At 73.1% G+C, this 23,644-nt stretch carries 22 protein-coding genes; 8 read left to right on the forward strand and 14 right to left on the reverse strand.

All coding sequences use genetic code 11. The features are described 5' to 3' along the window. The first annotated feature begins 161 nt into the window (after positions 1-161). Positions 162-605: a MarR family winged helix-turn-helix transcriptional regulator gene (locus ACIGYR_RS05995; protein WP_391837352.1), complete on the forward strand. Its 444-nt coding sequence runs from the start codon at positions 162-164 to the stop codon at positions 603-605. Positions 606-611: 6 nt separating this feature from the next. Here ACIGYR_RS05995 and ACIGYR_RS06000 read toward each other — a convergent pair whose 3' ends face one another. The 4 genes from ACIGYR_RS06000 to ACIGYR_RS06015 all read right to left on the reverse strand — a co-directional run bounded on the left by ACIGYR_RS06000 (position 612) and on the right by ACIGYR_RS06015 (position 4,171). Next, the gene (locus ACIGYR_RS06000) at positions 612-1,493 is read right to left on the reverse strand and encodes a DMT family transporter (protein ID WP_399601688.1); all 882 of its coding nucleotides are present in this window, start codon (positions 1,491-1,493) and stop codon (positions 612-614) included. Between the two features lie 167 nt (positions 1,494-1,660). Next, positions 1,661-3,409, reverse strand: coding sequence for a carbohydrate binding domain-containing protein (locus tag ACIGYR_RS06005; RefSeq protein WP_399601691.1), 1,749 nt, complete (start codon positions 3,407-3,409; stop codon positions 1,661-1,663). Positions 3,410-3,728: 319 nt separating this feature from the next. Next, positions 3,729-4,004, reverse strand: a complete 276-nt coding sequence (locus ACIGYR_RS06010; protein WP_391838243.1) for a DUF4190 domain-containing protein — start codon at positions 4,002-4,004, stop codon at positions 3,729-3,731. Positions 4,005-4,006: 2 nt separating this feature from the next. Next, on the reverse strand, positions 4,007-4,171 hold the full coding sequence (locus tag ACIGYR_RS06015) for a hypothetical protein (protein WP_391837346.1): 165 nt from the start codon (positions 4,169-4,171) through the stop codon (positions 4,007-4,009). Positions 4,172-4,434: 263 nt separating this feature from the next. On the opposite strand from ACIGYR_RS06015, the gene ACIGYR_RS06020 reads away from it, so the two are divergent. Then, positions 4,435-4,671, forward strand: coding sequence for a hypothetical protein (locus tag ACIGYR_RS06020; protein WP_399601695.1), 237 nt, complete (start codon positions 4,435-4,437; stop codon positions 4,669-4,671). A gap of 45 nt (positions 4,672-4,716) precedes the next feature. Here ACIGYR_RS06020 and ACIGYR_RS06025 read toward each other — a convergent pair whose 3' ends face one another. Next, positions 4,717-4,998 carry a hypothetical protein gene (locus ACIGYR_RS06025; RefSeq protein ID WP_391838241.1) on the reverse strand — a complete coding sequence of 94 codons (282 nt, stop codon included), beginning with the start codon at positions 4,996-4,998 and terminating at the stop codon, positions 4,717-4,719. A 304-nt stretch (positions 4,999-5,302) separates the two neighbouring features. Next, positions 5,303-5,953: an FMN-dependent NADH-azoreductase gene (locus ACIGYR_RS06030; RefSeq protein WP_399601697.1), complete on the reverse strand. Its 651-nt coding sequence runs from the start codon at positions 5,951-5,953 to the stop codon at positions 5,303-5,305. A 146-nt stretch (positions 5,954-6,099) separates the two neighbouring features. On the opposite strand from ACIGYR_RS06030, the gene ACIGYR_RS06035 reads away from it, so the two are divergent. Beyond that, positions 6,100-6,480, forward strand: a complete 381-nt coding sequence (locus ACIGYR_RS06035) for a winged helix-turn-helix transcriptional regulator (RefSeq protein WP_399601700.1) — start codon at positions 6,100-6,102, stop codon at positions 6,478-6,480. Positions 6,481-6,610: 130 nt separating this feature from the next. Then, positions 6,611-8,131 carry a S41 family peptidase gene (locus tag ACIGYR_RS06040; protein ID WP_399601703.1) on the forward strand — a complete coding sequence of 507 codons (1,521 nt, stop codon included), beginning with the start codon at positions 6,611-6,613 and terminating at the stop codon, positions 8,129-8,131. Here ACIGYR_RS06040 and ACIGYR_RS06045 read toward each other — a convergent pair. After that, positions 8,086-9,564, reverse strand: a complete 1,479-nt coding sequence (locus tag ACIGYR_RS06045) for a glutamate--cysteine ligase (RefSeq protein ID WP_399601705.1) — start codon at positions 9,562-9,564, stop codon at positions 8,086-8,088. The two genes, ACIGYR_RS06040 and ACIGYR_RS06045, sit on opposite strands and share 46 nt — an antisense overlap. 542 nt (positions 9,565-10,106) lie before the next feature. Here ACIGYR_RS06045 and ACIGYR_RS06050 point away from each other — a divergent pair. After that, the gene (locus ACIGYR_RS06050; RefSeq protein WP_399601708.1) at positions 10,107-11,201 is read left to right on the forward strand and encodes a LacI family DNA-binding transcriptional regulator; all 1,095 of its coding nucleotides are present in this window, start codon (positions 10,107-10,109) and stop codon (positions 11,199-11,201) included. A gap of 137 nt (positions 11,202-11,338) precedes the next feature. Here ACIGYR_RS06050 and ACIGYR_RS06055 read toward each other — a convergent pair whose 3' ends face one another. From ACIGYR_RS06055 to ACIGYR_RS06070, 4 genes are all read right to left on the reverse strand, one after another. After that, positions 11,339-12,049 (reverse strand): sulfite exporter TauE/SafE family protein, encoded by a 711-nt coding sequence (locus tag ACIGYR_RS06055; RefSeq protein ID WP_399601710.1) that lies wholly within the window; start codon positions 12,047-12,049, stop codon positions 11,339-11,341. Then, complete coding sequence (locus ACIGYR_RS06060; protein WP_399601713.1) at positions 12,046-13,899, reverse strand: amidohydrolase family protein; 1,854 nt, start codon at positions 13,897-13,899, stop codon at positions 12,046-12,048. Before ACIGYR_RS06060 ends, ACIGYR_RS06055 begins: the two co-directional genes overlap by 4 nt. Before the next feature lie 53 nt (positions 13,900-13,952). After that, positions 13,953-15,368 carry a uracil-xanthine permease family protein gene (locus ACIGYR_RS06065; protein WP_399601716.1) on the reverse strand — a complete coding sequence of 472 codons (1,416 nt, stop codon included), beginning with the start codon at positions 15,366-15,368 and terminating at the stop codon, positions 13,953-13,955. Positions 15,369-15,548: 180 nt separating this feature from the next. Further along, positions 15,549-16,346: an SAM-dependent methyltransferase gene (locus ACIGYR_RS06070; RefSeq protein ID WP_399601719.1), complete on the reverse strand. Its 798-nt coding sequence runs from the start codon at positions 16,344-16,346 to the stop codon at positions 15,549-15,551. 798 nt (positions 16,347-17,144) lie between these two features. Between ACIGYR_RS06070 and ACIGYR_RS06075 the strand changes: the two genes are divergently transcribed. Continuing rightward, complete coding sequence (locus ACIGYR_RS06075; protein ID WP_391837327.1) at positions 17,145-17,849, forward strand: SDR family oxidoreductase; 705 nt, start codon at positions 17,145-17,147, stop codon at positions 17,847-17,849. Between the two features lie 121 nt (positions 17,850-17,970). Here ACIGYR_RS06075 and ACIGYR_RS06080 read toward each other — a convergent pair whose 3' ends face one another. Then, complete coding sequence (locus ACIGYR_RS06080; RefSeq protein WP_399601721.1) at positions 17,971-18,756, reverse strand: SDR family NAD(P)-dependent oxidoreductase; 786 nt, start codon at positions 18,754-18,756, stop codon at positions 17,971-17,973. 157 nt (positions 18,757-18,913) lie between these two features. On the opposite strand from ACIGYR_RS06080, the gene ACIGYR_RS06085 reads away from it, so the two are divergent. Next, complete coding sequence (locus ACIGYR_RS06085; protein WP_391837324.1) at positions 18,914-19,564, forward strand: TetR family transcriptional regulator; 651 nt, start codon at positions 18,914-18,916, stop codon at positions 19,562-19,564. 104 nt (positions 19,565-19,668) lie between these two features. Next, positions 19,669-21,120, forward strand: a complete 1,452-nt coding sequence (locus tag ACIGYR_RS06090; RefSeq protein ID WP_399601724.1) for a WGR domain-containing protein — start codon at positions 19,669-19,671, stop codon at positions 21,118-21,120. A gap of 320 nt (positions 21,121-21,440) precedes the next feature. On the opposite strand, the gene ACIGYR_RS06095 is transcribed toward ACIGYR_RS06090, so the two are convergent. Both ACIGYR_RS06095 and ACIGYR_RS06100 read right to left on the reverse strand, forming a co-directional pair. Further along, positions 21,441-23,024 (reverse strand): glycerol-3-phosphate dehydrogenase/oxidase, encoded by a 1,584-nt coding sequence (locus ACIGYR_RS06095; protein ID WP_399601726.1) that lies wholly within the window; start codon positions 23,022-23,024, stop codon positions 21,441-21,443. Further along, positions 23,021-23,620: a TetR/AcrR family transcriptional regulator gene (locus tag ACIGYR_RS06100; protein ID WP_391837319.1), complete on the reverse strand. Its 600-nt coding sequence runs from the start codon at positions 23,618-23,620 to the stop codon at positions 23,021-23,023. Before ACIGYR_RS06100 ends, ACIGYR_RS06095 begins: the two co-directional genes overlap by 4 nt. Positions 23,621-23,644 lie beyond the last annotated feature (24 nt).

A 23,644-nucleotide genomic window follows, 5' to 3' on the forward strand; every position in this document is an offset into this window, starting at 1 on the left:
CCGCTGTGCGGCTGCTGCGGGGCGCCGTCCACGCCGTGCCAGAGGGCAGCCGGCCGTGGGAGACCGACCTCTGGCTGCCCGAGCGGCCTTCGGGCCCGGTGCCGGTCACGCGCCACCGCGGCGGAGGATAATCCGCCGGGTAGCCGATCTTCCGAGGAGCCATGAGTCATCGCGCCGCCAACCTGCCCCAGCTTCTGTCCGAGGCCCGCCGCTGGTTCGAGGACGCCCTGTTCGCCAGCATGGAGGCGGTGGGCGAGCAGCCGGTGACGACGGCGCAGGCGTCCGTCTTCGCCATGCTCGACCCCGAGGGCACCACCGTCTCCGAACTCGCCCGGCGGATCGGCGTCACCCGGCAGACCGCTCATCAGGCGGTGCACGGGCTGATCGGCATGGGGTTGCTGGAACAGGAGCCGGACCCCGACTCCGCACGTCGGCGGCTGATCCGTACGACCGCCGAGGGGCAGCGCGTCCACGAGCGGGCGCAGGCCACCATCAAGGTGATCGAGTCGGTTCTGGTGGAGCGCATCGGGCCGGCCCCGGCCCGCGCCCTGCGCGACGCGCTCACGTCCGACTGGGGCGCACCGCCCCTGGTCGCCGCTCCCTGAGCGGCCTCACGTCGGCTGGCGCTGCTCCTCGGCCGGGACCGGCAGCACGATGATCCGCCCGACGGCCCGGCTGAGGGCCGCCACGCCCAGGACGATCAGCAGGGCACCGCACGCCTCGGGCACGAGCCACCAGCCGGTGCGGATCCGCTCGTCGAAGAGGGTGATGCCCAGGATCAGGCTCACCACCGCGTCACCGATGGTCAGCGCGGGCTGTGCGGCGGCAAGAGGACCGGCTTGCAGCGCGCTCTCCAGCAGGAGCACGGCGGCGGCGCCGGCGAGCGCGAAGCCGTACGTCTGCCAGGACCGCAGGAACGCCGTGAAGCCGTGATCGGCGAACGTGCCGCTGGCCGACTTCAGCAGCGCGGCGGTCAGGGCGTTGCCGGTCGCGGAGGCGGCTGCCAGCAACGCGGCGCGGCGCGCCGGAGCGCGTCCCCGGCCGGCCAGCAGTACCGCTGCGGCCATCGCGCCGACACACAGGCAGACGGCCGGGATCCACCGGACGAGGGGCGCCTGATCGGTCGCGCCGTGCGGGGCGGCCGCGATCAACAGGACGGCGAGGCCCGCCACGCAGGCGCCGACGCCCCACCAGCCCGAGCGCGGCAGCCGCCGGTGCATCAGGGGGGCGGCGACGAGCAGCGCGAAGGGAAGTTCCAGGATGAACAGCGGCTGGACGAGTGCGAGCGGACCGTTGACCAGGGCAAGGCTCTGGAACAGGGCGGCGCAGATGACGCCGGCCATGCCGATCATCCAGAACGGCCGGTGCACCAGCTCCGCGAGCAGCCGGAGCCCGGTGCGGCTGCTCGTCGAGGCCGCCTTGCGCTGGAACGCGGTGCCGACGGCGTTGCTCGCCGCTCCCGCGACGGCGAACACCGCGGCGAGTCCGATCACGATCATCTCCTGCCTGCGGCAGACCTCCCCGGAGGGAGGATCGGGCACTCTCAGCCATCGGGCACTCTCAGCCTACGAAAGGCGACGCCACCGTGCCGCGCGACCGGCCCGCCCGGTGAACCCGGGCGGGGCCGGCGGGAGCAACCGGATCAGGAGATGGAACCGGATCAGGAGACGGACAGATCGTCCGCGGAGACGGCACCCTGGCCGTACCAGCCGTGGACGTACACGGTGACCGTGCCCGAGTCACCGGTGGTGAACGGCACCGTCAGCTTCGACCATGACGACGGGGAGGCCCAGGTACTCGCCGTCGCGCCGCCGCTGACTCCGAGGTACGCGTACTGCCCCTGCACCCAGCCGCTGAGGGCGTACGACGTGTGGGGCTTGAGCGTGAGGGTCTGGGCGCACTGCCCGGTCTGCGCCGCGGACGGTGCGGTCTTCAGCGCGTGGCTGCCACCGTGCGCCGGCGTGGACACCACCGTCGCACCGTTGTCGCAGGTCCACGGTGCCAGGGAGCCGGTCTCGAAGTCACCGTTGGCGAGGGTGGCGGCGCCGCCCGATCCGTTCACGGTCAGGGTGAACGTGGCGCTGTGCCTGGTCGTGCCCGCCGTGCCGGTGACGGTCAGGGGGTAGGTGCCGGGCGTCGTGGAGGCGCCGGCCTTCACCGTCAGTGTGGCGGTGCCGCCCGTGGTGACCGAGGTGGGGCTCAGGGTGGCGGTCACCCCGCTGGGCGCGCCACTCACCGCCAGGTCGACGCTCTGGGCGCTGCCCGATGTCACCGACGTCCGCACGGTCGCCGTCGCCGAGCCGCCGGGGTCCACCGAGGCGGTGGCGGGGGAGAGGGAGACCGAGAAGTCGTTGGCCGGCGGTGTCGTCGTGCCGCCGGTGAAGGGCGCGAACGTGTGCGTGAAGTACCAGGTGTCCTGGGCGATGCCGGAGCAGGTGTCGGAGGCGGTACCGCCGGGGCAGCCGCCGTTGTCGCGCTGGAGCGCCCAGAAGGACAGGGTGCTGATGCCCTTGGCGACCGCCCAGTCGTACACGGTGGTGGCGTCGGCGGTGGTGAAGGTCTCCGCCGGGCCGTAGTCGTCCACGCCCGGCATCTCGGTGACGCCGATCATGTTCCACAGCTGGGTGTCCGACAGGTTCGGGTACAGGTCGGCGAGCTGGCCGTGCAGCCCGCTCGCCGCCGTCTGGGTGTCGGTGGCCATGTGGTGGGTGGCGCCGTCGTAGTAGTCGAACGTCATCAGGTTGACGACGTCCACCTTGGCGCCCGCGCTCTGGGCGCTGCGGAGCACGGCGAGTCCGCTGTCGGCGAGCCCCGTCGTCGTGGTCGGCAGGGTGTAGGAGAACTGGACCGAGCGGCCGTTGGCGGCGGCCCAGTCCTGGACCTTCTTGATGGCCTGGTTGCGGCGGTTCACGCCGGCCGTGTCGGTGAGGGAGTTGTCCTCCACGTCCATGTCGAGCCGCGAGACGTCGTAGGTGGTGATGATCTTCTCGTAGGCGGCGGCGATGGAGTCCACGTTCGTGCAGCTGTCGGCGATCTCGGTGCCGCCGTTGTCGGCGGCGTATCCGCCGAGGGAGAGGATGACGTCGCCGCCGCGTGAGCGGATGGTGGTGAAGTCGGAGCCGAAGACCGAGCCGGCGACGGGGGTGCCGGTGTCGCCGTTCCAGTACGGGGTGCAGGAGCCCTTCTTCTCGGTCTGGAGGAAGGCCATGGTCAGGTACTTGGCGCCGGAGTTCTGGGCGAGCGCGGCGGGGCTGTCGCCGTTGTACGCCTCGAAGTAGGGGGCGAACACGTGGGCGGGCAGCGGGGTCGCCGCGTGCGCGGCGCCCCCGAACCCCAGGGCGAGCCCGGCGGACGCGGCCAGTGTGGCCACGCCGGTGAGCAGGGCGCGTACGGATCTCGGACGTCTCATCGGGTACTCCCGGTTAGCGAACGACAGGCGAGAGAACGGGTGTCGCGCTGTGCAAGCCCGGCCGGGGCTATTGGTCTAGGCCATGATTGGTCTGGACCATGTGTCGGTCAAGGTGTGCGGATGGGCCTTTGCACGTTCATGGAAATCGAGCGTGCTCGGCCGGACCGCCCTCCTGACGGTGTGTCATGACCGGGAGGGAGACTCGCGCTTCGTTCGCTGTGCCTGCCGGGACCGCCACCGGTCCCGCGCCGGGCGGGGCCCGCGGACGTCGGATGCGGGATGGTGCGGGTCGGATGCGGGATGGTGCCGGTGAGTCGGGTCAGCCGCCCCAGACCGACCAGGACGTCGTACCGTGAGCGGACATCAGAACGGCGAGCACCACCAGGTCCGCGACGCCCAGTCCGAGTCCGAGGAGCGCGCGGAACCGGCGTGGTGTGTCGCGGCGCAGGGCGATGATCGCCAGCACGATCGCGATGGGGCCGAGGACGAGGTTGAGGACGAGCAGCCCGACGAGTCCGAGGACGAAGGAGGCCACGGCCATGCCTTCGGTGTCCTGCCGGCCCGTCCGGCGCGAGGGTGGTGCGGTCAGGCGCATCGTCATGCCCTCCTCGTCCGGTTGCGGCGCCGCCGCTCACGTCCCGCGAAGACGACGAGCCAGACGGCGATGAGCGATCCGAGCACCAGCGTGACGGGCCAGGGGAGATAGGCTGCCGACCCCACGACGATGCCCAGCAGGAGCAGCGCGACCACCAGGAAAAGCACGCTTACCTCCTCGGGGCGACGACGGCGGCGGACGGTGGGTTTCCGGCCTGCCTCTGCGACGGCTTCTGCGGCCATTTCCTCAACGCGTTCATGACATCGCCGGTTACCCGTGAGTCGCCGTCTCACGCAGCGGTTCCCCGCGCATGGCGCGCTTCTGACGGTCCGAACGGGCCCGGCAGCGCAGGATTCTGACGGACCGACAGCGGCGAGGCGCCGACGGGAGGGGGTCCCATACCGGCGTGCGCCGCGGGCAATCGAAGGGCATGAGCCTGCCGAAGCCGCTCAAAGGCGTACTGATCGTCGCCCTGACCTACGCGCTGTCCGTCCTGCTGCTGCGCTACCGCCGTGACGGGATGGGCTGGACCCACGCCCTCCTGATCGGCCTTGCCGTGACCCCGTTGGCGCTTCTGGCGGCAGCCGGCCGGGACCGGTTGAACGCCAGGGCGCGGGCGGCCGGGGAGCGCATGAGGGAGCGCCGGCAGCACCGGGGGGCCCGGTGACGGGCCCACTCCTCGCGGTCCGGCTCCACGTGCCGCCCGCCCCGCTCAGGTGGCGCGTGTTCCGCCGCCCCGCCGGATGCGGCCCAGCAGGTCCCGGTGGTAGGCCGCGAGCCGGCCCGCCGGTACCGGGGCGGGGCTGCCGGACAGGGTGTACCAGGTGTCACCCCCCGAGTGCTGGATGGCGACGCGCACACTGATGCCGTCGGCACGGAGGATGGTCGCGACGGTGAGGTCGCCGGTGATCACGCCGACTTCGTCGGTCATCGCGCCGCCGGGCCCGGCGGTGACCCGGTCGACGTAGCTGTTGACGCCGGGAGGGTTGCCCATGTTGACGCTGGGAGGGTTGCTCATGGGGCGCAGGTTTCCATCACCCTGACCGGCGTGCCCCGCACCGCGCGGGTGTCGTGCGCGCATGTCGCCGTGTCGGGCGTGCGGCCGGACGCCGACGGCCCCCGAACCATGGCAACCCGGTCCGCCACCGGGCCCGGAGGCCGGCGGCGGACACGCCGACGTCGAGCCGGCCGCCGTACCGCCGGCCGGGCCACCACGCTCCGCCGGGTGCCGCCCGGCCGGCGGTACCCGGCGGGAGGCGGACAGTCGGGAGGCGAGCAGGGGGACATGCGGGAGGAGGTCAGGCCGCGACGCGCTCCGCGAGCTGCCGGGCCCTGGTGGCCGCGGCCTCCAGGGCGCGGTCACGGGATGCCTCGGCCAGCGGGACCAGCTCGGCCATCGCCGGGTTCTTCGACGCCATGGTCAGCTCCGGGACGATGAACTCCAGGTCCAGGCCCAGGGCGTCGGCGAGGACGGCCTTGAGGTAGTTCTGCACGTACTCGTATCCCTCACGCGGGGTGCCCGGCGCGTAGGAGCCGCCCCGGCTGGCGACGACGGTGACCGGGATGCCCTTGACGGACGGGCTCTCGCCCGCCGTGCGGCCCATGAGGATCACGTTGTCCAGCCAGGCCTTGAGGGTGGACGGGATCGTGAAGTTGTACATCGGGGCGCCGATCAGGATCGCGTCGGCCTGCTCCAGCTCCTCGATCAGCTTGACGCGCTCGGCGAAGGCGGCGGCCTGCTCGGGCGTGTGGGCGGACTCGGGCACGAAGCCGGCCAAGTGCGCGTCGGCGCTGATGTGCGGAACGGGCTCGGCCGCCAGGTCGCGGTAGACGACCGTGCCCCGCGGGTGCTGCTCCTCCCAGTGCTTGCGGAAGGCCGCCGTCACGGCGCGGGAGGCCGACGCCTCGGTCGGGAACACGGACGAGTCGATGTGCAGCAGGGTCGCCATGAGCGTCTCCATAGGGGGCGGTGCGAGCGGAACAGGGGGTGCAGCCGCACACCGAGAGGCGTCGGCTGAGTTTTCGTACTGGACTACTTTTAACACATGGACTTACTTTTTTTCAGCCCCCTACGGTGGGGTAGTACCCTGGTGCGATGACGGCGGAGCAGAACCACGACAGTGCGGCGTGCAAGCGGGTGGACGACGGCATCACCCGGGTCTTCCAACTGCTCGGCAAGCGCTGGAGCGGCCCGATCGTGGCCGTCCTGGTGGAACAGCCCGCGTACTTCGCCGACCTCCGGCGGGCCGTCCCCGGCATCAGCGAACGCATGCTCTCCGACCGGCTCGCCGAACTCGGTGCGGCCGGCCTCGTGCTGCGCGAGGTCGACGAAGGCCCCCCGCTGCGCGTCTCCTACCGGCTGACCGACGCCGGCGCGGCCCTGGAGCCCGCCCTTCGAGAACTCGGCGAGTGGGCGAAGTCCCATCTGCCGGACGCGGCGGCGTGCCCCGAGTCGGCCCTGGGACGACAGCCCTAGGCGCCGGTCCGGCGAGCGGCGGGCACGCGCGGCCGCCGCCGGCCGTCGGCGTACCGGTTGCCCGAATGGCGGACGGCACGGCCGTCGGACACGGTGGTGGGGTGCGGACCCGTACCGGGAGGACCCCATCGTGCGCATCGTCACGGCCGCCGTCGCCGCCCTGACCTTAGCCGCCCTGGCCGTGCCGGTCGCGACCGTCGCGCCACCGCGCCCGCCGGCCATCGACGGAGTGTGGCGGACGGACGGCTACGGCGCCTTGCTCGTCCTCGGCCGGGAAACCCTGCGCGAGTACCAGACCACGTCCGTCAGCTGCCTCGCGGGCGGCTCCGCACGGCGGACGGGCCCCGGCGCCTACACCACGCACGACGGCACCGTCCTCACCGTACGGACCGACCGTGACCAGGACCACGCCCGGCTCGCCGCGGACAGCTCGGTCGGGCACCGGCAGCTCACCCGGGTACCGGCGCTGCCCGCCGGCTGCACCCGTCCGGCACCCGAGGACCCCCGGGCCGGCTTCGACGCGCTCTGGCAGACCTTCGAGGAGAACTACCCCTTCTTCGCGCGGAAGGACGTCGACTGGCACGCCGTCCGCGACCGGTACCGGCCGCAGGTGCACCACGACACCACCGGGCCCGAACTCTTCGGCATCTTCAGCCGCATGCTGCGACCCCTGTACGACATCCACGTCGCGGTCGAGGACGGCGACCGCGACTTCTCCGGGGTACGGCCCGGCACCGAGGCGCCGAGCGACGAACTGGACGCCCGGACCAAGGATTTCATCGAGGCCCGAGACCTCAGGGACGCCACGCACCGGCAGGACTTCGCCGCGGGGCTGATCACCTACGCCGACCTGCGCGGCGACCTCGGCTACCTGCGGATCTCCGCCTTCGAGCACTTCGCGGGCGACGACGCGCCCCCCTCCGCGGACCGGGCGGAACTCGACCGGGTGCTCGACACCGTCCTGACGCCGAGCCGTACCCGGCGCCTGAAGGGACTGATCATCGACCTGCGGGTGAACGACGGCGGCTCCGACGCCCTCGGCATCCGGGTGGCGCAACGGCTGACCGACACCCCGTACACCGCCTACACCAAACGCGCCCGCAACGACCCGGCCGACCCCACCCGGCACACCCGGCCCGAACCCGTGCCCGTCGTCCCGGCCGACACGCCCCGGTACACCGGCCCGGTCGCCGTCCTCACCGGCGGATCGACGGTCAGCGCCGGCGAGACCTTCACCCAGGCCCTGTTCGACAGGCCCGGCCGCACCGTGCGGATCGGGCAGCCCACCCAGGGCGTCTTCTCGGACACGATGACGCGAAGACTCCCCGACGGCATGCGCTTCACCCTGCCGAACGAGGAGTACCTGACCCGCACCGGCCGCACCTTCGACGGCACCGGCATCCCGCCGCACCTGACCGAACCGGTCTTCACCGAGGAGGAGTTCGCGAAGAACCGCGACTCGGCGTTCGACCGCGCGGTCACCTTCCTGCGTGACCCGCCTGATCCCCGCCAGTCGACCGGCCAGGTGTGCGTCGGGGCGTTGAGCTGCATGGAGTGGTCGATGTCGACCCGGGTCACCTTCCTGCGTGACCCGGCTGATCCCCGTCAGTCGACCGGCCAGGTGTGCACCGGGGCGTTGAGGTGCATGTAGTCGATGTAGACCTGGGTCATCCGGCGCAGTGCCTCCTGTGGACCGGCGTGCGTGGTGGCGTCGATGTGATGGAACATCTCCTTCTGCCACACCGCTCCGTTGCGCGCGGTCACACAGCGCTGCTCGATGACGCCGAGCAGCGGCTCGCGCCACGCCGCGTCCATGCCGGAGCGTTCCAGACCGCGGTGCGCGAGCGGCAACAGCCGCCGCAGCACCAGCTCCGGCACCGGGACCTCGCCCATCCCGGGCCAGTACAGCAGCGCCTCGATACCGTTCCGGGCGGCGGCGTGCAGATTGTCCTCGGCGGCCGAGAATGACATCCGCGACCACACCGGCCGGTCCTCCTCCACCAGGGCCCGGGTGAGCCCGTAGTAGAAGGCGCCGTTGGCCAGGGTGTCGGCGACGGTCGGACCGGCGGGCAGCACCCGGTTCTCCACCCGGATGTGCGGGTGGCCGTCGGCGACGGCGTAGACCGGCCGGTTCCAGCGGTAGATCGTGCCGTTGTGCAGGGTGAGTTCGGACAGTTCGGGGATGCCGCCGCGGTCCAGCGTCTCCACCGGGTCCTCCTCGTCGCACAGGGGAAGGAGGGCCGGGAAGTAGCGCAGGTTCTCCTCGAACAGGTCGAAGACGCTGTTGATCCACCGCTCCCCGAACCACACCCGCGGCCGTACACCCTGCACCTTGATCTCCTCCGGGCGGGTGTCGGTGGCCTGCTCGAACAGCGGGATCCGCGTCTCGTGCCACAGCTCCTTGCCGAACAGGAAGGGGGAGTTGGCCGCCAGCGCGACCTGGACCCCGGCGATCGCCTGCGCCGCGTTCCAGTAGCCGGCGAACTCCTCGGGCGACACCTGGAGATGGAACTGCGTGCTGGTGCACGCGGCCTCCGGGGTGATCGTGTCCGCCCAGGTCCGCAGCCGGTCGGCTCCGTCGATCTCGATGCGCAGGTCCTCGCCGCGGGCCGCGAAGACCTGGTCGTTGAGCAGCCGGTAGCGGGAATTCTCCGACAGCGTCCCCTCACCGATCTGCTCCTGCCGGAGCGTGGGCAGGATCCCGACCGTGATCAGGCGGGTGCCCACCGACCGCGCCCGCTCGTCGGCGTGGTTCAGCGCGGCCCGGATCTCGGACTCCCAGGCGTCGGGGCCGCCCGCGATCAGCCGCCGCGGCGGCACGTTGATCTCCAGGTTGAACCGGCCCAGCTCGGTGGACCACGCGGGGTCGGAGATCGCCTCCAGCACATCGCTGTTGCGCATCGCCGGCTCGGCGTCCTCGTCCACCAGGTTCAGCTCTATCTCCAGGCCCACCTGGGGCCGCTCCGACTCGAAATGCGCCTCGCGCAGCATCTGCGCGAACGCGTCCAGGCACTCCTGCATCTTGATCCGGTACCGGCGGCGGTCCTCGCGGGTGAAGACGAGCGCCGGGACGTCACGCCCCATCGGCCCTCCAGGTCCCCTCGGCGGACACCTCTCCACCCAGCGTCGCATCATCGCGCGAAGCCCACCAAGCGGATGCCCGGCGGGGCCCGCACCTGCGAAGACGCCGTCGCGAGCGCCACGAAGATCACCCAACGACGTCCCCTCGCGCGCCTCCCGCCCGAGCCGCCGCACCCGCTGGAGCCCGAGGCCGACCGGTGGGTGCCGTTCCTGGCAGGGGCCGTACCCCACCGCCGGTACTCCCGAACGGACACTTCAGACCCGCGACTCACCGGCCGCGACTCTCCAACCGGGACTGCCGAGCCAGGGCTCCCGAATCGGGGCTGCCGAGCCGGGGCTGCTGAATCGGGCTGCCGAGTCGGGGGCTGCTGAGTCGGGGGCTGTCGAGCCGGGGCTCCCGAATCGGGGCTGTCGAGTCGGGGGCTGTCGAGTCGGGATTGCCGAAGGCCGGAGCCCTGAACCGGATTCCCGAACCGGACTCCGGCCTTCGGGAAGCGACCGCCACCCGGTGGTCCCCCGGTCGTGGCTGTTGGGAAGATGGGCGCATGACCATCTCGCGCGGCGCCCGTCGGCCCACCATCGCCGATGTGGCCCAGGCCGCCTCGGTGTCCCGGACGACGGTGTCCCACGCCCTCAACGGCATCGGCAAGGTGGACCCGCGGACCCGCGAGCGCATCAAGAAGATCGCCGCCGAGCTGGGTTACCGGCCCAACCTGCGCGCCCAGCGGCTGCGCCGCGGTGAGGCCAGGGCCATCGCGCTGGCCTCCTCGATGCCGTTCGCTGTGGCCGGCGGCCCGTCCCGGCTGGGTTTCTACATGGAGGTGGCCGCCGCGGCGGCCGAGCGGGCCCTCGTCCACGAGTACGCGCTGGTGCTGATCCCGCCCGTGCAGTCCGGATCCGCGCTGTACAGCGTCGACATCGACGGCGCCATCGTGGTCGAGCCCGCGGCGGACGACGCGGCCGTGGCCCAACTGCGCGAGCGCGGGCTGCCGTACGTCACGCTGGGCCGGCCCACCGCGCCCGACGATGACGCACCCTACGTCGACCTGCACGGCGGCCGGGTCGTCGAACTGCTCCTGGACCACCTGCGCGCCCAGGGCGCCCGCCGCCCCGCGCTCGTCGTCGGCGCGGGCACCCGCCACTCCTCGGTCGACGCCCGCGCCGCCTACGAACACGCGGCGGCGGCCCACGGCTGGACCCCGGTCATCGCCACCGCACCGGAGGACGGCGGCGAACAGGCGGGGTACGACCGGTGCGCCGCGCTGCTCGCCGAGCATCCCGACGTCGACGCGCTGTGCGTGCTCGTCGACGCCTTCGCCGTCGGGGCGGTACGGGCCCTGCGGGACGCGGGCCGCCGTATCCCCGACGACACCATGGTCGTCACCCGGTACGACGGTCTGCGCGCCCGCACCTGCGAACCACCGCTCACCGCGGTCGACCTGCGCCTGGACCGGGCCGCGGCGGACGCGGTGGAGCTGCTGCTCGGCCGGCTGGGCGAGCAATCGGCCGCTGGAGGCGAGGAGTTGGCGACAGTTGCCGGTACCACCGGTACCACCGCCAGCGCGGAAGGCGCCGGGCGTGGGGTGTCGGCCCCCGAGCCGCGGCTCGTCGTCCGTGCTTCGTCCCTGCGGCACCGATAGGGCGAGGCCCGGCGTTCCGCGCTCCGGGTCAGCGGAAGGCGCCGGGCGTGGGGTGTCGGCCCCCGAGCCGCGGCTCGTCGTCCGCGCTCCGTCCCTGCGGCACCGATAGGGCGAGGCCCGGCGTTCCGCGGTCCGGGTCAGCTGCCCGCGATCAGGACCACCCCGGACACCAGGGCGAACGCGAGCACGAAGGCGCGCATCCTCCTCGCGTCGACGCGCTGGTGCACCAGACGGCTCAACCAGGCACCCGCCGCGAGCGCCGGCAGGAGCAGCACCGCCCAGCCCATGTCCGCCGCTCGCCCCCGGCCGGTGACGAACAGCAGGGCCAGGGAGGCGACTTCGCCCACCAGAAAGCAGACGGCGACCGTCGCGCGCAGCTCGGCGGGCGGCCGGTGCTGGTAGACGAGGGCGAGCGGCGGGCCGCCGACACCGGTCGCCGTCTCGGTCAGCCCGGTGACGACACCCGCGCCCACATAGGCGCCGGGCCCCGGCACGAAGCCGGGCACGACGAGGCTGACCACGGCCGCCAGCACCGTCGCCACGCCGACCACCGTCCCCAGGTCGCTCTGCGGCACGACCCACAGCAGGGCGAGACCCCCCGGGGTCGCCGTCAGCCGCGCGGCCGTGATCCAGCCGGCGCCCCGCAGATCGAGGCTGTGCCGTTCCCGCCAGGCGACGTACAGGTTCAGCGGGATCATCGAGGTCAGCACGAACACGGGCAGCAGTCCGGGATCGAGCATTCCCGCGACCGGTGCCACGATCAGCGCGAAGCCCAGCCCGCTGGCGCCCTGCACGAACGCCGCCGCCGCCACGGTCAGCGCCAGTACGGCGAGCATCCCGCCCGTCATACCCGACCTCCGACGGAGCCGGCCGGAGCGGATGCCGGAGACGCTGCCGAACGCGGCGCGGGGCGTGCTGCCGACGGCGCGGACGCGGGCGGCGCGGAGCCGGTCGCCCGGTCCTGCGCGGGTGCCGGGGTGGTGGAGGTGCTGGCCGGGTGGGTGGCTGGGGTTTGCGCTGTGGCTCGTGCCGTCCGGTCCTGTGCGGGTGCCGGGGTGGTGGAGGTGCTGGCCGGGTGGGTGGCTGGGGTTTGCGCTGTGGCTCGTGCCGTCCGGTCCTGCGCCGTCGGCGCCCCGGCCCCCGCTGTCGCTGGCTCCGCTGCCGCCCCTGCCGCTCCCCTCTCCGCTGTCGCCGGCGCCTCTGTTGCCCTCGTCGCCGCTGTCTTCGCTGTCGCTGGTTCCGCCGCCGCTGTCGCTCCTCCCTCCGCTGGCATGGGTGCCGTCGTCACTGGTGGCCGGGTGGATCCCGCCTCCCGCCAGGCCCGTACCGATGTGGGGTGAGCCCGTGTCACCTCGGCGCGTTCCACCACCCGCCGGGCCAGTTCCGCGGCCCGGTGGACCAGGGCCGGGCCGTCCCAGTCCGGCGGCCAGCCGTGCCACAACCGCAGTCGGCCGGCGACGAACACGGCGGTGAGCTGGTCCCGGTTGCCGCGCCGGACCAGCTCCCAGGGGAGATCCCAGGACGGCTGCATCTCGGGCCCGCTGACGTCCACGAGCAGGAAGTCGGCGGCATGCCCCGCCGCGACCCGCCCGGTGAGCCGGCCGAGCCCGACCGCGTCCGCACCGCCCGCACCGGCCCGCTCCAGCCAGGTCCAGCCGGCGCCGCAGGACGAGTCGCCGCCGGCCAGACCGTAGGTGAGCCGCTGGGCGGACTCCGCCGCGTCCGCGAGCCGGAAGCCGTCGCCACGGGTGCCGTCCGTGCCGAGGCCGAACCTGATGCCACGCTCGGCGAAGGCCGTGGCGGGAGCGACGGCGTTGCCCTTCCAGGCGCTGGCGACCGGGTTGTAGCTCACCGCCGTGCCGGTGCCGGCGAGCAGCGTGAGCTCGGCCGGGGTGAGCAGCGTCGCGTGCGCGGCGAGCAGGTGCGGGCCGAGCGCGCCCACCTGGTGCAGATACTCGAGGGGCCGCATCCCGTGCCGGACGAGGGAGCGTTCGACGGCGACGAGGTGCTCGTTCACATGGATCTGGACGACGGCCCCCGCGGCGGCGGCCAGCCGTGCCGTGGCGGCCAGCGTCGGCCCGGTCGCCGCCTCCGGCACGGACACGGCCAGCGAGGGGTGGACCAGTTCGTCGTCGCCGAAGCGGGCCAGATGCCGTTCGGCGGCGACGAGCACGGCTCGCGGATCGGCGTCCTCGCCGGTGCCGTCCGCGGCGTCGTTGCAGACCAGACCCAGTACGCAGCGGATGCCCGCGTCCCGCGCCGCCGAGGCGAGCACGTCCACGTCCACCCGGGCGCGGGTGCCGGACTCGGCGACCGTGGTGAAACCGCCGCGCAGCGACTCCAGGGCGGCCAGTTTCGCGGCCACGTACGCCGACTCCTCGTCCAGCGCCCGCTCCAGCGGCACCCACACCCGGCGGAAGATCTCCGAGGGCTCCCCGAAGGCGAGGGCGCCGCCGAAACTCTGCGTCAGATGATGATGGGCGTCGACGAAGCCGGGCATCAGCACATGTCCGGGCAGGGGCAGGGGTGCCAGCGACGGATGCGTACGGACGATCCGCTCGACCGGTCCGACGTCGCGGAACACGCCGTCCCGCACCACCACCGCGTACCGGTCCAGCGGGCCGTCGGGGGCCAGCGTCACTTCGGGGACCAGCAGCAGCGTGTCCTGGCGCAGCCGGTCCAAGGTCAGGTCGGTCATGGTTCTCCGGGGTTCGAGCGGACAGGCGGGCTGACGTTCGGGCGGTCGGCGGCTCACGCGCGGGCGGCCGTACCGGGCGCCTCGGCCGGTACGGCAGCCGAGACGGTGGCCGTGGCGGTGGCGGTCCGTCGGCCCAGGTGGTGGAAGACCACGTTGAGGACGGCGGCGGTCAGGGCGCCCACGGCGACCCCGCTCTCCAGCAGGATCCGCACGCCGGACGGGAAACCGGCGTACACCCCGGGCACCAGGATCGGCAGCAGCCCCAGCGCCAGCGCCACCGCGCACGTGAGCGCGGCCGTGTGGTCCTCCAGCCGGGCCCGGCCCAGCATCTGCACGCCCAGTACGGTGATCACCGCGAAGACGGCCATCGCCGCGCCGCCGACCACCGCCGGGGGCATGACGCTGATGGCCCGGGCGACGGGAGTGAGGAAGCCGAGGACCACGAGGACGACGCCCGCGGCGGCCGTGACGTACCGGCTGCGCACACCGGTGACCCGCACGATGCCGATGTTCTCCCCACTGGTGACCATCAAGGGCAGCCCGAAGAAGCCGCCGAACAGCGAGGTGAGGGCGTCCCCGCGCACGGTGCGCGGTACGTCCGACCGGATGTCGATCTCCCTGCCCACCGCCTCGGCGTTGATGACGGTCTGCCCGGTCGCCTCCGCCATGGACGCCAGGCTGTACAGCATCAGCGGCAGCGCGGCGACGAGGTCGAAGACGGGCGGGCCGAACGGCAACGGGTGGGGTACGCCCACCAGTTGCCCGGAGAACAGAGCACCCGCGTGCACCTGACCGGTGAGGCAGGCGAGGGCCGTGCCCGCGACCAGCCCGAGCAGCACGGCGAGCTGGCGCAGCACCCCGCGCAGCAGCCGGGTGAAGAGCACGATCAGGCCGATCGTGGCGAACGCGAGCCCCAGCCGGGCCGGCTCGGCGAAGCCGGGCGTGCCGGGCTGCCCGGTGACGAGCAGACCGCCGACCTTCACCAGGTTGACCCCGACGATCACGATCATCGTGCCGATCACCAGGGGCGGGAAGAACCTCAGAAGGCGTGTGAACAGCGGCAGGACGACGAAGGTGAACGCGGCGGTGAGGAGCACGGCGCCGGTGGCGGTGCGCAGTCCGTGCTGCTGTGCGATGGACATGAAGAGGATCAGCGGCGCGCCGCCGGGCAGCATCACGAACGGCAGCCGGGGGCCGAACTTCCACGGCCCCAGGGACTGGATCAGCGAGCCGACGCCGGACAGCAGCAGGGCCGCCGAGAGCAGATCGACGGTGACGCCCGGGTTCAGCCGGAGGGTGGCGCTCATCAGGAAGATCGCGGAGATCGGTGTCGCCGCCATGACGAGGACGTGCTGGACGCCGAAGAGGAGGATCCGGCCGAGGGGCCGGGACTCGTCGACCGGGTGCACGGCACGGGGTGCGACGGACTGCGGGGGATCGGGGACGACGGGATGTACGGGACTGGACACGCGCGGGCTCCGTTCGGCTCGCTCGCTCAGGCTTCGACGATCCGGCCGTGGACGGCGGCCAAATCGATTTGGTCAATCGATTCGGCGGTCAGTATGGAGGTGTGGCGGGGGTGTCGGTCAAGGGGGCGGACGCAAGCGGCCCGCCGCGCCTCGTGCGGTGCGGCGGGCCGGCGGCCGGAGTCAGGCGGTCTTGCGGGCCACGCCGCCGTAGAAGCCGATCTCGTCGGACCGTGGCGGTGGCGGGGCGTCCGGACGCCAGAACGGCACCTGGACCAGGCCCGGTTCGACGAGCTCGAAGCCGTCGAAGAACCGTTCCACCTCGACGTGGCCGCGCAGGTTCAGGGAGGCGGTCGCCTTGGTGTAGACGGCCTGGGCGGCGGTACGGTCGGCGAAGTCGCCCGTGGCATGAGAGAGCACCAGGAAGCTGCCGGCGGGCAGCGCGTCGCGGAGCGTGCCGACGACCTCGGCGGGCCGGTCCGCGTCGGCGAGGAAGTGCAGGATGGCGACGAGGAGCAGGGCGATCGGCCGGTCGAAGTCGATGAGCCTGCGGACCTCGGGGTCGTCCAGGACGGACCGCGGTTCGCGCAGGTCGCCGAGGACGATGCGGGTCGAGCCGGAGCGGCTGAGCAGGGCGTTGCCGTGTGCGGCGACGATCGGGTCGTTGTCGACGTAGGCCACGCGGACGTCCGGCGCCGCCGTCTGGGCGACCTCGTGCACGTTCGGTGACGTGGGCAGCCCGGTGCCGATGTCCAGGATCTGGCGGACCCCGCTGCCCACGACGTACCGGACGGCGCGCCGCAGGAAGGCGCGGTTCGCCCGTACACCGATGCGTGCCTCGGGTGCCGCGGCGGCGAGTTCGTCACCCGCCCGCTGGTCCACCTCGTAGTGGTCCTTGCCGCCCAGGAGGTAGTCGTAGACCCGCGCGGGATGCGGTCTGCTCGTGTCGATGTGCACGGCCTCGAAGCCGTCCTCTGTCACGCTGAGCTCCTCTCCACGGCCGGTCTGGCCTCGGTCGGCACCGGCCGGGCACAGCTTCCCATATCAACTTGCCTGTCCGGCAAGGGAGTTCTCGCAGGTCGTCGGCCGGTGCCCCGTGGCGCTTCACCCGGCCGGCCCCCTCCGGATGGCGCGCTCGCGCCCGCCGTCGGAGGGTCTGAACAAGATCGGTGGTCCGGGCACGTCCGCCGGTCGTCACCCACGGACCGGCGCGCCGCCCCGGCTGCCCGAGCGGCGGGCCGACCGGCAGGGACGGGGAACGGTCAATCCATGCGCTCGGTCCGTTCCCCGCCCCGTCGGACGCCGGCCGCACGGTCAGCCGCCTCACCGACGCTCTCGGCGCCTGGCGGTACGGGCAGCCGCCTCGCCGGCACTGTCGGCGCCTGGCGGTACGGCCGCCGCCTCACCGGCGCTGTCCGCGCCGCTTCTGCCGCGGTGGCGCGCTCACTCGTCGCGCGGGTCGGCCGAGCCAGGGTGCGGCCCGGGGCGTCCTCGCGGGCCGCGAGGACGGCCGGGCGGGTGCGCGCACCCGTAGCCGGGGACGAAAGGGCGAGGCTCCGCCGCCTCGAGGTGTTCTCCGGGCCGGTCACCGCGCACGGAAGTCGGGAAGCCGGTGGCGTTCCCATGGCCTGTACGCATGCGGTGCGTTCCTTCAGCAACCCCCGGCGACGGGGTCGGCCGGCGGGCGGGCGGAAGGCGACCCGGCGGCACGCTTGCCGTTGGAAACCGATCGGTTTACGGTGAGAGGAAACCGATCGGTTTCCAATCCTGGAGGCGTTCATGACGTCGATCAAGAACTCTGTCGCGCTGGTCACCGGAGGCAGCCGGGGGCTGGGAAAGGCGCTGGTGGAGGAGCTGTACACGCGTGGCGCCGCCAAGGTGTACGCCACCGCCCGGGACCCGCGCAGCGTCACGCATCCCGACGCCGTACCCCTCGCGCTGGAGGTCACCGACCCCCGGTCCGTCGAGGCCGCCGCGGCTCAGGCGCGGGACGTCACCGTACTGGTGAACAACGCCGGCATCTCGCTCGGCGCACGCTCTTTCCTGAACGCCCCCGTCGACGACGTACGCCGGGAGTTCGAGACGAACTTCTTCGGCCCGCTGCTGGTCACCCGGGCCTTCGTGCCGATCGTCGAGCGCAACGGCGGCGGGCACCTCCTCAACGTCCACTCCGTGCTCTCCTGGATCGGCGTCGCCGGCTCCTACAGCGCCACCAAGGCGGCCCTGTGGTCCCAGACCAACTCGCTCCGCCTGGAGCTGAGTCCGCGGGGCATCGGGGTGACCGGACTGCACGTCGGCTACATCGACACCGACATGGCCGCGGATGTGGACGCGCCCAAGTCCAGCCCGCAGGGCGTCGCCGCGCTCGCGCTCGACGGCGTCGAGGCGGGAGCGTACGAGGTACTGGCCGACGACATCAGCCGGCAGGTGAAGTCCGGGCTGTCGGGAGACCTGGCGGCGCTGTATCCGCAGCTGGCGGCCTGACCCGGGCCGTCCACGGCGGTGGTCGGACGACACGCCCGACCACCGCGCCGCCGGAACACGGCATAGGCGTTGCACGGTCAGGCCCGGGGGTGGGGTCGCCCATCAGGGCCGGGGGCGTTCGTCAGAAGTGGGTGCCGCCGTCGACGCGGATCTCGGTTCCGGTGATGAACCCGCCGTCCCGGGAACCGAGCATCGCCACCACGGACGCCACGGTCTCGGGGCCGGCGAACCCCTGGCCGAGGGCGGGGGAGAGCTTCGCGAACAGGCGCATGTCGGCATCGTCGGGCAGTCCCGGCCCGCTGCTCTGCCCGCTGGCGCCGCTGCCGTCGGTCATTCCGCTGGAGATGGAGCCGGGCTGGACGGCGGTGAAGCGGATGCCCTGACCGGCGTACTCGGCGGCGAGCGCGTGCGTCATCGACTGGATGCCGCCCTTGCTCGCCGCGTACGCCGCCATGTAGGGATGCGCGAACGCCGCCGAGGTGGAGCTGAAGTTGACGACCGCCGCGTCCTGGCCCGCCAGCAGGGCCGGTATCGCCTCGCGGATCACCAGGAAGGTGCCGACGAGGTTCACCTGCAGGATGCGCGTGAACTCGGCGAGGGTCGTCAGGTGGGTGTGCGAGGAACGCAGGATCCCGGCGGCGTTGACGAGCACGTCCAGGCCGCCGAGCGAGCCGGTCGCGGCGGCGACCCCCGCGCGAACGGAGTCCTCGTCGGCGATGTCCACGACGAGGGTCGTGAGGCGGTCCGCGTACGCGGCGGCCTTCTCCGTGGTGTCCCGCAGCCCTCGTTCGCTCACGTCGGCGGCCACCACGCTGCCGCCCTCGGCGAGGAGGCGCAGCACGGTGGCCTGGCCGATGCCGGACCCGCCTCCGGTGATCAGCACGCGGCGGCCCTCGTAGCGGTTCATGTGTTCTCCTGCCCGGCCCGCCGGGACACGGCGGGGTTGTGCGACGCCGGTTCCTTGCCGTCCGGCGCCCGATGTCCTTCACGTTACGCCGTCGTGGCACGTTTTGCCATCTCGGCGCGAAGTGCCAACACCTGTCCCCGAGCCGTACCCTTCTCGGGTGAGCAGCAAGCCGTCCTCCTCCCTGACCGAGCGCCGCAAGGCCGCGACACAGCTCGACATCGCCCACGCGGCGGCCGACCTGTTCGCCGAGCGGGGGCCGGACGCGACCACCGCCGAGGAGATCGCCCGGCAGTCGGGCGTGGCGCTGCGGACCTTCTACCGCTACTTCCGCTCCAAGCAGGACGCGGTGAGCCCGCTGCTCGCGGCCGGAGCCGACCGGTGGCGGGCACTGCTGGAGGCGGCCGAGCCCGGCGCCGTGCTGTCCCGGGCGCTCGAGACGGCGGTGGAGCAGTCGCTCGCGGCGCCGGACGGGGAGGCGGCCGCGGCGCTGCGGCGGACCCGGGGGCTGCTGCGGGCGGCAGCGGATGATCCCGCGTTGCGGGCGGTGTGGTACCGGGTGAACCAGGAGTCCGAGGAGCAGCTCGTCCCGGTCGTCGCCCGGATCGCCGACGGGCGACTCGAAGCGTTGCAGGTGCGCCTGGTCGCAGCCGCGGCCACGGACGCGATCCGCATCGCGCTGGAGACCTGGGCCGGCACGGAGGCCGACGTCACCGGCGAGGGCTCCCCGGCCGTGCTCGCGCTCCGGTGCCTGCGGCAACTCCTGGGCGGAATGGACGCATTGCCACCGGCGGGTGACGACAAGGCGTAGGGCTCCTCTTTCCCGAGCCGCCGTTGTCAGTGGGTGCCCCTACGGTGAGGAGCAGTTGAGGACCTGCTGAAACGGCCGCGGGTCTGTCTGGGGAGGGGTCTGCCATGTCCACGGCGTCCGCGGTGTCGACCACGTATCTGGAGCTGTCGCAGGAGAGCGGCGGCGCCCACAAGTTCTACGAAGTGACGGTCGACGGACAGGTGGTGACGGTGCGTTATGGCCGGATCGGGGCCGCCGGGCAGACGCAGACGACGACGTTCCCGACCGCGGAGAAGGCGCGGGCCGCCGCGGCGAAGAAGGTGGGCGAGAAGGTCCGCAAGGGGTACGCCCCGGCGGTCCAGGGACAGCGTCCGCCCCGCGCGGTGACCCGTCGGCAGGTCAGCTCGGCGCCGTCCACCGCCCGTGCCGTGGCACCGGTGCTGTGGCGGTTCCGCACCGGCTCCGCCGCGTTCGGCATCCACGTGGACGACGACCGCTGCTGGGTGGGCAACCAGGCCGGTGACGTCTACACGCTGGACCACGAGGGCGCCGTCCTGGCCCACTTCGGTCTGCCCGACGGGGTGAAGTGCCTGGTCGCGGACGACTTCTGGATCTACGCCGGCTGTGACGACGGCAAGGTCTACGACCTCTCCTCCAAACTCCCCTTCGCCGCCTATGACATCGCCGCCGATGTCGACATCTTCTGGCTGGACATCCACGAGGGCGTCCTGGACGTCTCGGACCGCGAAGGCCGGCTCACCGTCATCGACCACGAGGACGAACACCAGTGGTCCCGCCGCAGCCATGGAGAGCACGCCTGGATGGTCCGCGCCGACGACCGGGCCGTCTACCACGGTCACCAGCGGGGCGTCACCGCCTACGCGCCCGACGGCGGCGGCGAGCTGTGGCACACCCCCACCAAGGGCGGTGTGCTGTTCGGCTGGCAGGAGCGGGACGCGGTGTACGCGGGCACCGCGCACCGGGTGGTCCAGCGGCTGTCGAAGGGCACCGGCGTCATCGAGGCGACGTACGCCTGCGACAACGCGGTGTACTCGTGCGCCACCTCACCCGGCGGCCGGTTCGTCTTCGCCGGCGACGCGGCCTCCTCCGTCTACTGCTTCGACCGGGACGGCAGGCGGCTGTGGAAGCTGGGCACGGGCAGTGGCTCGGCCCTGTCGATGCAGTACCGAGACGAGCGGCTCTACCTGGTCACCACCGACGGTTCGCTGGTGTGTGTCGACGCGAGCGAGGCGGCCGTCTCCGCGGCCCAGCAGGGCACGGTACCGGTGGCGCGGGACGTCAAGCTCGCCGCCGCCCTGCCGACGTACGCTCCGGCCACGGCCGTGGCCGCCGTGGCCACGGTCACCCGGGCGCCCGCCGGCGCGGTGGTGGTGGAGTGCGTCCAGGAGGCCGGCCGGCTACGGGTGCACGTGCTGTCCGACGGCTACGACTCCTCCTGGAGAGTCCAGTTCCCGCGCGCGATACGCGAGCCCGGTGCCCGGTACGTCGTCGACGCCCTGCACCCGGCGGCGGGCGGCTTCTATCGGGTCCGCGGCGACATCCGGCGCCTGCTCTGACGCCGCCTCAGGCCGTCGCACCGAGCGGGCGGCAGAGCATCGGCCGCTCGTCGGCGTCGCCCTGCCCGCCCGGTACCACCCGGTGCCGATCGGTATCACCCGATACCGTCCGGTACCGCCTGGTACAGCCGGGCCCCCGGCCGCCGGGTCACCGCCTCCTCGAACCGCCCACCCGAGAACAGCGCACCTACGCCGTCCTCCCGCGCCCAGCACGCCCTCCTTCACGGGCGGGTGGAGAGGAGGAGCCGACGGATTCCGGGGTGAGTGGCCGGCCGCAAGTGAACAGTCGCCCGTCCGCCCCGGCGGCGGCCCGGTGCTTGTCAGGGGTGGACGGTCGCCGTCCGTTCCAGGATCAGCCGTGCGACGGGAAGCGCCTCGGTGCGGTCCTGGGGGACCAGGCCGATCCGGGTGCGGCGGTCCAGGAGGTCCGACTCGTCCAGCGCGCCCTCGTGCCGCACCGCCCAGAGGAGTTCGGCCCGGGTGACGGGGTGGCCGGCCAGCACCGGCTCGGCCAGGGCGGGGTCCTGGGCCGCGAGGGCGTGCACCGCCACGGCCTCGGTGCCGTAGCGGCGGATCAGCCGGCGGGGCGCGGGCAGGGCGCGCAGCCGTTCGGGGGCGGCGGCACCGACCAGCGGCAGCGCGGCGGTGGGGGAGGGGCCGGTGCGCAGACCCCTGGCCCCGGCCGCGGCGTCCACGGCGTCCTGCGCCATGCGCCGGTAGGTGGTGAGCTTGCCGCCCACCACGGTGGTGACACCGTCGGGCGACGTCAGCACCGCGTGCCGGCGCGAGACGTCCGAGGTGCGTGCCGGCCCGCGGTCCCGGCCGTCGGGCGCGGAGGTGTCCAGCAGTGGGCGCAGCCCGGCGAAGGCACCGACCACCTCGTCGCGGGACACGGGGGTGTCCAGGATCGAGCCGAGCACGTCCAGCAGGAAGCCGATGTCGGTCTCGGGGACCTCGGGCACGTCCGGGATCCCGCCGTCGACCGGCTCGTCGGTGAGCCCGACGTAGACCCGGCCGTCCCCTTGGGGCAGGACCAGGACGAACCGGTTGGTCTCCCCGGGGATCGGCACGTGCATTCCGGCCGGCAGGGCGCCGAGCCGCTCCGAGCGCAGGACCAGGTGGGTGCCGCGCGACGGGCGGATCCGGATGCCCTCGGCGAGGTCGCCCGCCCACACCCCGGTGGCGTTGATCACGGCGCGTGCCCTGATCTGGCCCTCCTCGCCGGTGAGTTCGTCGCGGATCCGGGCGCCGGAACCGGTCAGCTCCAGTGCCCGTACCCGGGTCAGCACCCGGGCGCCGTGCGCGGCGGCAGTCCGGGCCAGCGCGGTCACCAGGCGGGCGTCGTCGGTCACCTTGCCGTCCCAGGACAGCAATCCGCCGCGCAGCCCGGAGGCGCGGACCGAGGGCGCGAGGTGGCGGGCCTCCGTCGCCGACAGCCGGCGCGGGGCGGGCAGGACCTGTCGGGGGGTGCGTGCCGCAAGTCGCAGCATGTCCCCGGCCCGGAACCCGGCCCAGGCCAGCGAAGCCTGGGACCGGGACACCAGCGGGGTCAGCGGCAGCACGAACGGCTGGGCGGCGACCAGGTGCGGCGCCGTACGGGTCATCAGCACCCCGCGTTCGACCGCGCTCTCATGGGCGACGTCGAACTGCGCGGAGGCGAGATAGCGCAGCCCGCCGTGGATCAGCTTCGAGCTCCAGCGGGAGGTGCCGAAGGCCAGGTCGTGGGCGTCCACCGCGATGACGTCCAGTCCGCGGGCCGCCGCGTCCAGCGCGGCTCCGGCGCCCGTGGCGCCCAGCCCGACGACCAGGACGTCGGCCACCCGGCCGTCCGCGGCCTCGGCCAGTTCCCGGCCGCGCCGGTGTGCGCTGAGGGACGAGCCGGGTGCGGCCTCGGTGTCGCTCATGGCGTCAGGGTCCTCTCCAGAAGGGTACGCAGCTCACCGAGAAACGCGGCGGAGTCCAGCTCCGGATCGTCCTCGTCGGTCATCGTGCGCAGGGACAGGGTGAAGGACTGCACGGTCAACAGCAGGGCGCGTGCCTGCCGTTCGGTGTGACCGGGCCGCACGGAACCGTCCGCGTGGCCCTCGCGCAGCGCGTCGCCGACCAGTGCCAGCAGCGCCTCCTGGCTCGCGCCGCGCCGGTCGAGCACGTACGGCAGGAGCAGTTCCGGGTCGACGTCGACGATCTTGCGGAAGAGCGGGTGCGCCCGGAACGCCTCGACCCCGGCCACCAGCCCGTCCACGATCCGGGTGCGCGTGCCGACACCCGGCGCGGGGTCCGGTATGGCCCGGGTGGCCACGCCGATCCACTCCCGGGTCATCAGATCGCCCACCAGGGTCTGCAGGTCCGGCCAGCGCCGGTACAGCGTCATCCGGGAGACACCGGCGCGGCGGGCGACATCGGCGAGCGTGGTTCGCCGCACCCCGACGGCGAGCACGCAGTCGCGTGCCGCGTCGAGCACGGAATCGCTGTCCGAACCGTTGTGACGAATAGGCGTCATGTGTCACAGTGTAACGCCCCGGGG

It is taken from the genome of Streptomyces sp. NPDC053076 (assembly GCF_044546845.1).
Lineage (GTDB): Bacteria > Actinomycetota > Actinomycetes > Streptomycetales > Streptomycetaceae > Streptomyces.

What these genes read in the sequence shown, in the direction of transcription:
- ACIGYR_RS06060 (WP_399601713.1), bottom strand. Translation starts at nt 13,899, where the DNA reads ATGACCGACCTGACCTTGGACCGGCTGCGCCAGGACACGCTGCTGCTG.
- ACIGYR_RS06010 (WP_391838243.1), bottom strand. Translation starts at nt 4,004, where the DNA reads ATGCGCCTGACCGCACCACCCTCGCGCCGGACGGGCCGGCAGGACACC.
- ACIGYR_RS05995 (WP_391837352.1), top strand. Translation starts at nt 162, where the DNA reads ATGAGTCATCGCGCCGCCAACCTGCCCCAGCTTCTGTCCGAGGCCCGC.
- ACIGYR_RS06055 (WP_399601710.1), bottom strand. Translation starts at nt 12,049, where the DNA reads ATGACGGGCGGGATGCTCGCCGTACTGGCGCTGACCGTGGCGGCGGCG.
- ACIGYR_RS06020 (WP_399601695.1), top strand. Translation starts at nt 4,435, where the DNA reads ATGAGCCTGCCGAAGCCGCTCAAAGGCGTACTGATCGTCGCCCTGACC.
- ACIGYR_RS06090 (WP_399601724.1), top strand. Translation starts at nt 19,669, where the DNA reads ATGTCCACGGCGTCCGCGGTGTCGACCACGTATCTGGAGCTGTCGCAG.
- ACIGYR_RS06080 (WP_399601721.1), bottom strand. Translation starts at nt 18,756, where the DNA reads ATGAACCGCTACGAGGGCCGCCGCGTGCTGATCACCGGAGGCGGGTCC.
- ACIGYR_RS06030 (WP_399601697.1), bottom strand. Translation starts at nt 5,953, where the DNA reads ATGGCGACCCTGCTGCACATCGACTCGTCCGTGTTCCCGACCGAGGCG.
- ACIGYR_RS06095 (WP_399601726.1), bottom strand. Translation starts at nt 23,024, where the DNA reads ATGAGCGACACCGAGGCCGCACCCGGCTCGTCCCTCAGCGCACACCGG.
- ACIGYR_RS06100 (WP_391837319.1), bottom strand. Translation starts at nt 23,620, where the DNA reads ATGACGCCTATTCGTCACAACGGTTCGGACAGCGATTCCGTGCTCGAC.
- ACIGYR_RS06075 (WP_391837327.1), top strand. Translation starts at nt 17,145, where the DNA reads ATGACGTCGATCAAGAACTCTGTCGCGCTGGTCACCGGAGGCAGCCGG.
- ACIGYR_RS06045 (WP_399601705.1), bottom strand. Translation starts at nt 9,564, where the DNA reads ATGGGGCGTGACGTCCCGGCGCTCGTCTTCACCCGCGAGGACCGCCGC.
- ACIGYR_RS06025 (WP_391838241.1), bottom strand. Translation starts at nt 4,998, where the DNA reads ATGGGCAACCCTCCCGGCGTCAACAGCTACGTCGACCGGGTCACCGCC.
- ACIGYR_RS06005 (WP_399601691.1), bottom strand. Translation starts at nt 3,409, where the DNA reads ATGAGACGTCCGAGATCCGTACGCGCCCTGCTCACCGGCGTGGCCACA.
- ACIGYR_RS06035 (WP_399601700.1), top strand. Translation starts at nt 6,100, where the DNA reads ATGACGGCGGAGCAGAACCACGACAGTGCGGCGTGCAAGCGGGTGGAC.
- ACIGYR_RS06050 (WP_399601708.1), top strand. Translation starts at nt 10,107, where the DNA reads ATGACCATCTCGCGCGGCGCCCGTCGGCCCACCATCGCCGATGTGGCC.